The organism is Paraburkholderia sp., assembly GCF_035501035.1.
Taxonomy (GTDB): domain Bacteria; phylum Pseudomonadota; class Gammaproteobacteria; order Burkholderiales; family Burkholderiaceae; genus Paraburkholderia.
Genome location: NZ_DATJWR010000259.1, coordinates 1 through 9,571, shown reverse-complemented (window position 1 = coordinate 9,571; position 9,571 = coordinate 1). Strand labels below are relative to the sequence as shown.

Here is a 9,571-nt window from a genome sequence, read left to right as displayed (position 1 = left end):
ACGACCCGGTCGGCATCAAGTCGATCGAGCACGCGATCATCGACAAGGCCTGGGCCGAAGGCTGGGTCGCGCCGCAGGTGCCGAAGCACAAGACGGGCAAGAAGGTCGCCGTCGTCGGCTCGGGTCCCGCGGGCCTCGCCGCTGCGCAGCAGCTCGCGCGCGCGGGCCACGACGTGACCGTGTTCGAGAAGAACGACCGCATCGGCGGCCTGCTGCGTTATGGCATCCCCGACTTCAAGCTGGAGAAGTGGCTGATCGACCGCCGCATGCGCCAGATGGAAGCCGAAGGCGTGACGTTCCGCACCAACGTGTTCATCGGCAAGGGTGAACTGCCTGCGTTCATCGCCAACACGGCGAAGGAAACCATCTCGCCCGAAGCGCTGAAGGAACAGTTCGACGCCGTGGTGATCGCCGGCGGCTCGGAAACGCCGCGCGACCTGCCGGTGCCGGGCCGCGAGCTGGAAGGCATCTACTACGCGATGGAATTCCTGCCGCAGCAGAACAAGGTCAACGCCGGCGACAAGCTGCCGGGCCAGCTCGTCGCGAAGGGCAAGCACGTCGTCGTGATCGGCGGCGGCGACACGGGCTCCGACTGCGTGGGCACCTCGAACCGTCATGGCGCGAAGAGCGTCACGCAGTTCGAACTGCTGCCGCAGCCGCCCGAGGAAGAGAACAAGCCGCTCGTGTGGCCGTACTGGCCGATCAAGCTGCGCACCTCGTCGTCGCACGAGGAAGGCTGCTCGCGCGACTGGGCGGTCGCGACCAAGCGCCTCGAAGGCAAGAACGGCAAGGTCGAGAAGCTCATCGCCGCGCGAGTGGAGTGGAAGGACGGCAAGATGGTCGAAGTGCCGGGCTCGGAATTCGAAATGAAGGCCGACCTCGTGCTGCTCGCCATGGGCTTCACGCAGCCGGTCTCGCCGGTGCTCGAAGCGTTCGGCGTCGAAAAGGATGCGCGCGGCAACGTGCGCGCCTCGACCGAAGGCGAGAAGGCGTACTACACGTCGGTCGACAAGGTCTTCACCGCCGGCGACATGCGTCGCGGCCAGTCGCTCGTCGTCTGGGCGATCCGGGAAGGTCGTCAGTGCGCGCGTTCGGTCGATGCGTACTTGATGGGCAGCTCGGAGCTGCCGCGCTAAGGCGCTAAGGCGGGCAGAGGCCACGTTTTCTGCTTCGGCGAAGGGCCGGGCACCCGTAAGGGTGGCCCGGCTTTTTTGCGCCCTGGAATTTTTGCGTCGGAGATGCGTGGCCGAGAGCGGGTTTGCAGGGGCGTGCGCCGTGCCGCGCGGGGCCAGAGTGAATGTCGTGGGCCGGAGAGCAGGCGCGAAAGCAGCAACTTTCCGTCGACACACTAACTCCGGCCGACAAGTTACCATGACGCGATTGCCCGACCCATCGAGGCCCGCCGATCATGTCCGAAGCACGCGAGACCGATCAGTGGCGGCGCTGCTTCGTCGCGCTCGCGCCGGATGCGGCGTCGCGCGACGCACTCGCCGCGCTCGACGTGCCGCCCAACGCGCGGCGCGTGCCGTATGCGCAACTGCATCTGACGGTGGCATTCATCGGCGCGATGTCGTTCGTCCAGGGCGAGGCGCTCTCGCGCCGGCTGGCGGAGCATGCGCCGCTCGTACCGCCCGCGCCGGTGACGAAGATCGAGTGCTGGCCAGGCCGCTCGCATCCGCGATTGATGGTGGCCGTACTGGCGATGTCGGATGCATTCACGTCGCTCGACTGGCGCGTGCGGTCGCTCATGGGCGAAGTGGGACTGCCGCTCGACGCGCGCGCGTTTCGCCCGCACGTGACGATCGCGCGGTTCGCGCGCGACGCCGTGGGTGCGCCGCCGGCCGTGAGCGGCGAGGCGCTACCGCCTCTGCGGTTCGAGTCGCTCGTGCTGTATTCGAGCACGCTCGCTCGACAGGGCGCGCGTTATGAAGCGCTGGCCAGCGTGACGCTCGATTGATGCACGGCCGATGCCCTGTCGCGCGCGGACAGGGCGCGGGCTGAGCGCCGTGTTTTACTGCGCGCTTCAACACCGCGCGTCACCGCCGATACCGCGCCAGCGTCAGCCCATCGAGATCGATCTCCGGCTTGCGCTGCGTGACGAGATCCGCGAGCACGCGGCCCGAGCCCATCGACATCGCCCAACCCGTCGAGCCGTGCCCGACGTTCAGCCACAGCCCATCGACACCCGAGCCGCCCAGCAGCGGCGCGCCGTCCGGCACCATCGGCCGGCGTCCGACCCAGAACTGCGCCGAAGAAGGCGTGGCCGCGTGCGGAAACCAGTCGTCGAGCACCTTCATGAGCGTTTGCAGCGCCTGCTCACGCAGCGTCGCGCGGTGGTTGCCAAGCTCCGCCGTGCCCGCCACGCGCAGGTAAGGCCCGAAGCGCGTGATCGCCGTCTTGAGCGACTCGTCCATGAGCGCGGCGCGCGGCGCCTTCTGCTCGTCGACCACCGGCAGCGTGGCCGAATAGCCCTTCACCGGATACAGCGGCACGCGCACGCCGAGCGGCGCGACGAGCGCCGCGCTCTCCACGCCGAGCGCGACCACCACGGCGTCGGCGGCCAGCGTCTGCGGCGTGGCGTCCGCGGGCTCGCTGCGCTCGGCGGGGCGCAGCACCTCGGCCGGTGCGAGGCGCTGCTCGCGCCGGTCCTTTCGGCTGTTTGCCGTGCGGCGGCCGGGCACGGCGCGCACGCGCACGCCGCTCACCTTGCCGCCTGCGGCTTCGAGCGCGAGCACCTCGGTGTCGAACAGAAACGTCACGCCTCGCGCTTCGCACACGGCGCGCAACTCGCGCGTGAAGCGCGCGCAGTCGCCGGCTTCGTCGTCGGGCAGATAGACGCCCGCCACCGGTTTCACGCGCGACCAGGCGAGACCCGGCTCGACCTGCGCGCAGGCGGCGGGATCGAGCTCGCGGTAGGCGATGCCCGCGTCGCGCAGCACGCCAAGCGCCGGTTGCGCGAGTTCCAGGTCGTAGTCGCTGCGAAAGAGCTGCAGATAGCCCTGGCTGCGCCCGTACTCGAACGCATGCGTGGCGCGAAACGCGTGCAGGCATTCGCGGCTGTAGTAGGCGATGCGCTGCATGCGCTGCTTGTTCACGCGAAAGCGCGCGAGATCGCATTCGCGCAGCCAGCGCGCGATCCAGCGCCATTGCGCGGCGTCGAGCGTGGGCCGGAAGATGAGCGGGGAGGTGGGCTTGAGCAGGTACTTGATGAGCTTTGTAGGCATGCCGGGCGCGGCCCACGGCGTGACGTAGCCGGGCGCGATCACGCCGGCGTTGCCGAAGCTCGTGCCGAGCGCGACGCCCGGTTCCCGCTCGACGACCGTGACGTCGCAGCCTCGCTCGCTCAAATAGTACGCAGTAGCGACGCCGATCACACCGGCGCCGAGGACGATCGTTTTCATGCCGGTCGTGCGCAAAGGGGTCAAAGGGACGGAAGGTATTGCAGCACGTTCGGGCTCATCGTGCAGTGGACTCCGCGGACGAGCGCTCGCTCGTCCCGGTGGGGTTCCCGGTGGCGAGCACCTTGCCCTTCGTCTCGGGCAGGCAAAGCGCCGCGACGATCACGAGCAGATAGCCCGCGCCCGCGACCACGCCGATCGCCTTCACGAGCGAGTTGGTTTGCGCGAGGACGCCCACGAGGATGGGGAAGAACGAGCCGAGACCGCGCCCGAGGTTGTAGCAGAAGCCCTGGCCCGAGCCGCGAATCGTGTTCGGATAGAGCTCGGAGAGATACGCGCCCACGCCCGCGAAGATGCCCTGCACGACGATGCCGAGTGGAAAGCCGAGCAGGAGCATGGCGGCGTCGGTGATGGGCAGCATCGTATAGGCCATGCCGAGCGCGAACGAGCCGATCGCGAAGAGGATGAACGAGGCGCGCCGGCCGATCTTGTCGCAGAGTATCGCGCCGACGATATAGCCCGTGAACGAGCCCACGATCAGCACGATCAGATAGCCGCTCGTGTTGAACACCGAGAGGTGGCGCACCGTCTTGAGGTAGGTGGGCAGCCAGGTGGTGATGGCGTAGTAGCCGCCGAGCATGCCGGTGCACAGCACGCTGCCGAGCACGGTGGTGGCGAGATGCGCGCGAGAGAAGATCTGCAGGAAGTGGCCTTGCATCGCGCCGCTTTCGCGCGCGCGGCGTGTCGCGACGAAGATCTCGGGATCGCTCACGTTGCGGCGCACATAGAGAATCCAGAGCGCCGGCAGGATGCCGATCCAGAAGCAGGCTCGCCACGCGTATTCCTCGGGCAGCAAAGCGAAGAAGGCCCAGTAGAGGATGGCGGCCGCGGCCCAGCCGAACGACCAGCTGCTCTGCACGGTGCCCACGGCTTTGGCGCGATGCTGCGGCGAGCGGATCGTCTCGGCCATCATGATCGTGACGACCGACCATTCGCCGCCAAAGCCGATGCCCTGCAGCGTGCGCGTGGTGAGCAGTTGCCAGAACGAGTGGGTGAAGCCGGAGAGGAAGGTGAAGAGCGCGAAGGTGGCGATGGTCCACTGCAGCACACGCACGCGGCCGTAGCGGTCGGCGAGAATGCCGGCGAGCCAGCCGCCAAGCGCCGACGAGATCAATGAACTCGTGGCGATCATGCCAGCCTGACTCTTGGTCATGCCCCAGGTCGCGATGAGCGTCGGGATCAGGAACGAGTAGATCATGAAGTCGAACGCGTCGACGGCGTAGCCGCCGAAACCCGCGTAGAGCGTGCGCCGCTCACGCTCGTTCAACTCGGTGAACCATTGAAATGAGCCCATCGCCTGTCTTCCCCCTGTTGTTGTGCACGCCACGGTTTATCGAGCGGCGCTTATGGCGCAAGCGACACGCTCGGCCCGCAGGTGCTTCGAGTGGCGCGTGCGCGCGGCGCGGACGCTGTGCGACCGCCGCCCGTCTCCGGTGTGCTGCGGGGGTATTTTACGGTGCGAAACCGCGCTCAGGCCAGGGTAACAATTTGGGGGGGCGCCGGCGCTGCTTTCATTCGATAGCAAGCGAACGATGGGCGGCGCGGCGAACTGCTCAAGCGAGCGCGCGTGTTAGCCGAGCGTCAGCCCGCCGTCGACATGGATCACCTGGCCGGTGATGTGGCGTGCGGCGTCGGAGAGCAGGAAGGCGATGAGTTCCGCGATATCGGCGGGATCGGCCACGTGGCCGAGCGGGGTTTCCTCTGCCGCGCGCGCCCAGGCGGGTGCGTTCTCGGGCGTGGGGCCCTTGTCCTTGCGAGTATAACCGGGCGCGACGCAGTTCACGGTCACGCCATGCGGCGCCAGCTCCGCGGCGGCGGTTTTCGCGAGCGATTCGAGTGCGGCTTTTGCGGCGGCGGTGGCGGCGAAGGGTGCGTCGGCGCGATATCGGTGCGCAACGAAGGAGCTGAGCGCGACCACGCGTGCGCAAGCCGAGCGTTCCAGCGCCGGCCGCGCGCGCTGCACGAGCGCCGCGAACGCGGCAGGCATGGCGGCGAACGCGCCTTCGAGCGAGCCGAAGTCGAGCGCGGCGAGCGTCTGGCGTTGCGCGTGCCCGGCGTTGGCTACGAGCTGGTCGAGCGCGCCGAATTGCGCGAGCGTCGCTTCCACGAGCCCGGCCGCATTGCCCGGGCCGGCGAGGTCGCCGAACGCCGTGGCGCAGGTCGCGCCTCGTTGTGCGCACTCTGCGGCGACGGCTGCGAGTCGCGCACGCGCCGCTTCGTCCGCACCGCGCGCGTGCAGCATCAGCGCGATGCCGGGCACGGCAATGCGACGCGCGAGCGCCGCGCCGATGCCCGAGCCCGCGCCGGTGATCAGGACGACGCGCGTGACGCTCGTGCCTGCGCCGGCCGCGCTCACGCGGCCACCCGCTCTTCAGGCATGCGCTCGATTTCGAGCGTTTCGTGGTGGTAGGCCGCAAGCGATTCGCGGTGCGCCACGCTCACGATCGCCGCCTTCGGCAGACGCTCCATGAAGAGCTTGTAGAGGCGGCCTTCGTTGTCGGCGTCGAGCGCGCTCGTCGCTTCGTCGAGGAACAGGTAGTCGGGCTTGTGCAGCAGCACGCGCGCGCCCGCGAGGCGTTGCTGTTCGCCCGGCGAGAGCACGCGAGTCCAGTGCGCCGACTCGTTCAGGCGGTCCACATACTCTTCGAGGTGGCAGGCGCGCAGCGCTTCGCGGCAATCGTCCTCGCTGTAGTCATTGGCGGGTGAGGGGTAGGTGAGCGCGGCCTTGAGGGTGCCGATCGGCAGATAGCTCTGCTGCGGAATGAACATCATGCGCGCGTCGACCGGCGCGTCGATCGAGCCTTCGCCGAACGGCCAGAGGCCCGCGAGCGCACGCATCAGCGTGCTCTTGCCCGAGCCCGAAGGCCCGCGCACGAGCCAGCGCGAGCCGGGCTTGATGGCGATGTCGCGCACTTCGGAGAGCGGCTGGCCGTTGGGCAGCGCGAGCTTGAGGTGCTCGGTGGCGAGCTCGTTGCTGTCGACGAAGTGCAGGTTGATGCCGCCATGCTCGGTAGCGGGCGAGACCGACTCCTTCAGGCGCGGCGAGTGGACGACGCGCACGAATTCGCGCAGACGGTTGACGGTGGCGCGCCATTCGACCAGCGTGGAGTAACTGTTGATGAACCATGAGAACGAGTCGCTCACGGTGCCGAATGCCTGCGAGATCTGCATCAGCACGCCGAACGAGAACGCCCCCGCGAAGTAGCGCGGCGCCGCGACGACGAGCGGGAAGATGATGGCGATCTGGCCGTAGAAGCTCAGCACGAAGGTGAGGCGCTTCGTGTACTTCATGACGCGCCACCAGTTTTCGCGGATGTGCTGGAAGAGGCCTTGCGCGTTCTTGCGCTCGGTGTCCATGCCGTCGTAGAAGGCGATCTGCTCGGCGTTCTCGCGCAGGCGGATGAGGCCGAAGCGGAAGTCCGCCTCGACTTTTTGCTGCTGGTAGTTGATCGACACGAGCGGATGGCCGACCTTCTGGATCACGAGCGAGCCGAACACGGCGTAGAGCGCGGCGGCCCAGACCATGTAGCCCGGAATCGCGAGCGGGTGGCCGCCCAGCGTGATCGTGAGCGCGCCCGCGAGCGTCCACAGGATCGTGATGAACGAGACGAGCGTGACGACCGTCGAGAGGAGGTCGAGCGTGAGCGCGAGCGTGGTCGTGGCGAACGACTGGAGGTCGTCGCTGATCCGCTGGTCAGGGTTGTCGGCGAGCCGGTCGCGCTCGATGCGGTAGAACGCGCCCTTGCCGAGCCACTCACCGAGAAAGCGGGTGGTGAGCCACTGGCGCCAGCGAAAGCCGAGCATCTGGCGCAGATAGCGCCCGTACACCGCGAGGATGATGAAGCCGAAAGCGAGGACCGTGAAGATCATCAGCAGATGCGGGAACTGCTTGACGTCCTTGTTCTGCAGCGCGTTGTAGAAGTCGGCGTTCCAGCTGTTGAGCCGCACGTTGATCCACACGACGAGCAGGTTCATCACGATGATCGCGACGAGCAGGCCCCAGGCGATCCAGCGTTCCTCGGACACCCAGTAGGGCTTGATCAGGCTCCACGCGGTGATCTTGTGATGCTCGTCCTGATCGGGCGTGGCGCGGGAAGAGAGGTTGGTCATGTGCATCCTGATGTTGTGCCGGCCCGCTCGGGCCACGCGCCGCGCGCGGCCCGTGGCCGCCTTGCAGCGATTTTTGCAGCGATTCTGTCGTCGGCCGCTTAAGTGAGACTTAATGAGACATAAGCGCGCGCTGGCAGCGCCGTAGCGTGGCGCTCATTGTCTCACCGCACGCGGGCGGCGGGCGAAAGCGGCGGGTTCGAGGCATTGTGCCAGAGCACAGGGGCCGGCCCGTCGAGGTTTGCGGGCCTCGCGCGTTTTGTGGTCTAATGGCCGTTGACGAAACAGGGGTGCTTCACCGGTATGCCTGACATGCCGCAGTGAGGCTGAGAGAGACCCTTCGCACCCGATCCGGGTAATACCGGCGCGGGAAGTTTCCAGAAAGTCTTGCCGGAGCCCCAGCCTTTGCAGGGGCACCAGGTCCCCCGCCGAGCTGCGCGTTCGGCGCATTGGGTCCGTCCTTTGTGGCGCGGGCCAATTGCGCTGCATCGCCTGCGCGGTCGGCCTTGCCAGCCGGTTTCGTCCTTGGGTACGTCTGCTGCTGCCGTACGGAAAGGATACGATGACCGCTCATTTTCTTGCTTGTTCCCTGGTTTGCGCCTTGATTCGCCCCCTGCGTGCGGGAGCGTCGTCATGAGCCGCGCCCATGACAATCTCGTGGGCGGCACGCCCGATTTCGCCGTGATCGGCGGCGGCCTGTGCGGCCGGCTCGTGGCGTGGCGCCTCGCGGGCGCGGGGCATCGCGTCGCGCTGTACGAGCGCGGCGGTCCCGAAGGCGGCGAAGCTGCGGCCTGGGTCGCGGCGGCCATGCTCGCGCCGCTGGCCGAAGCCGCGGTTGCCGAACTGCTCATCACCGAGCTTGGCGTCGCTTCGCTCGAAACCTGGCCGCGCATCCTGGCCGAGCTGCCCGAGCCTGTTTTCTTCCAGCGCAATGGCACGCTCGTGGTCTGGCATCACGCCGATCGCACCGAGGCGCCGCTCTTCGAGCGCCGCGTGCGTGCCAACGCGCCGCGCTCGCTCGCCGAAGCGAATTTCGTCGCGCTCGCCGGCGCGCAGCTCGACGCGGCCGAGCCCGCGCTCGCCGGTCGCTTTGCGCGCGGCTGGCTGCTGGAGGGCGAGGGCCAGCTCGACAACCGTCAGGCGCTGGCCGCGCTCGCGGCCGGGCTCGCTGCACGCGGGGTTCAGACGCACTGGCACACCACGGTCGACGAAGCCAATCCGCCGCGCGCTGCCGTGACGATCGATTGCCGCGGGCTGGGCGCGAAACCTGCGCTGCCGAGCCTGCGTGGCATTCGCGGCGAGGTGGCGCGCGTGCACGCGCCGGGCATCGGGCTCACGCGTCCGGTGCGCCTCCTGCATCCGCGTTACCCGCTCTATATCGCGCCGAAGCAGAACGATCTCTATGTGATCGGCGCGACCGAGATCGAAGGCGAAGACCGTTCGCCCGTGAGCGTGCGCTCCGCGCTCGAACTGCTGAGCGCGGCGTTCGCCGTGCATCCGGCGTTCGGCGAGGCGCGCATCCTCGAGTTGAACACGCAGTGCCGCCCGACGCTGCCCGATCACCGCCCGGCGCTCATTTGGGACGGCAAGACGACGCTGCGCGTGAACGGTCTCTATCGGCACGGTTTCATGATCGCGCCGGAAGTCGCCGACGAAGCCGCGCGCTTCGCCCAGGCGCTGCTCGATGCCCGTGTGAGCGATGCCGACTCCTTCGAGTCGCTGCGCCGCGCGTCGCGCTGGGGCGACATGCTGCACGCGCAGGGCGCGCACGAGCCGGCCTGACGCCTCACCAGAAACAATCCGCAGTTTGAGAACGTATTTGCCATGGACATTCAAATCAACCAGAAGCCAATCACGCTGCCCGAGGGCGCGACTGTCGCCGATGCGCTCGCCGCATTTGGCGCGCGTCCGCCGTTCGCCGTCGCGCTGAACGGCGATTTCGTGGCGCGCGCCCAGCATGGCGCGCGCGCGCTCCAGGCGGGCGACCGCCTCGACGTCGTGAGCCC

The 9,571-nt window shown here is 68.1% G+C and carries 8 protein-coding genes and 1 riboswitch; of the genes, 4 read left to right on the top strand and 4 right to left on the bottom strand.

The window, feature by feature from the left end:
- Positions 1–1,136, top strand: a 1,136-nt coding sequence (locus VMJ11_RS19000) for a glutamate synthase subunit beta (RefSeq protein ID WP_325620933.1), incomplete at its 5' end; no start/stop codon positions are given.
- Between the two features lie 272 nt (positions 1,137–1,408).
- Complete coding sequence (thpR, locus tag VMJ11_RS18995; protein ID WP_325620932.1) at positions 1,409–1,957, top strand: RNA 2',3'-cyclic phosphodiesterase; 549 nt, start codon at positions 1,409–1,411, stop codon at positions 1,955–1,957.
- A 79-nt stretch (positions 1,958–2,036) separates the two neighbouring features.
- Here the strand turns inward: thpR and VMJ11_RS18990 are convergent, their stop codons facing one another.
- The 4 genes from VMJ11_RS18990 to VMJ11_RS18975 form a co-directional block, all read right to left on the bottom strand.
- Positions 2,037–3,401 carry a D-amino acid dehydrogenase gene (locus VMJ11_RS18990; RefSeq protein WP_325620931.1) on the bottom strand — a complete coding sequence of 455 codons (1,365 nt, stop codon included), beginning with the start codon at positions 3,399–3,401 and terminating at the stop codon, positions 2,037–2,039.
- Between the two features lie 55 nt (positions 3,402–3,456).
- Positions 3,457–4,752 (bottom strand): MFS transporter, encoded by a 1,296-nt coding sequence (locus VMJ11_RS18985; protein WP_325620930.1) that lies wholly within the window; start codon positions 4,750–4,752, stop codon positions 3,457–3,459.
- Positions 4,753–5,028: 276 nt separating this feature from the next.
- Positions 5,029–5,814, bottom strand: a complete 786-nt coding sequence (locus VMJ11_RS18980; protein ID WP_325620929.1) for an SDR family NAD(P)-dependent oxidoreductase — start codon at positions 5,812–5,814, stop codon at positions 5,029–5,031.
- Complete coding sequence (locus tag VMJ11_RS18975) at positions 5,811–7,568, bottom strand: ABC transporter ATP-binding protein/permease (protein WP_325620928.1); 1,758 nt, start codon at positions 7,566–7,568, stop codon at positions 5,811–5,813. The genes VMJ11_RS18980 and VMJ11_RS18975 overlap by 4 nt, the downstream gene beginning before the upstream one ends.
- Before the next feature lie 273 nt (positions 7,569–7,841).
- Positions 7,842–7,955, top strand: a riboswitch (TPP riboswitch).
- 243 nt (positions 7,956–8,198) lie between these two features.
- On the opposite strand from VMJ11_RS18975, the gene VMJ11_RS18970 reads away from it, so the two are divergent.
- Positions 8,199–9,347 carry an FAD-dependent oxidoreductase gene (locus tag VMJ11_RS18970; RefSeq protein ID WP_325620927.1) on the top strand — a complete coding sequence of 383 codons (1,149 nt, stop codon included), beginning with the start codon at positions 8,199–8,201 and terminating at the stop codon, positions 9,345–9,347.
- Between the two features lie 42 nt (positions 9,348–9,389).
- Positions 9,390–9,571, top strand: a 182-nt coding sequence (thiS, locus tag VMJ11_RS18965; protein ID WP_325620926.1) for a sulfur carrier protein ThiS, incomplete at its 3' end; no start/stop codon positions are given.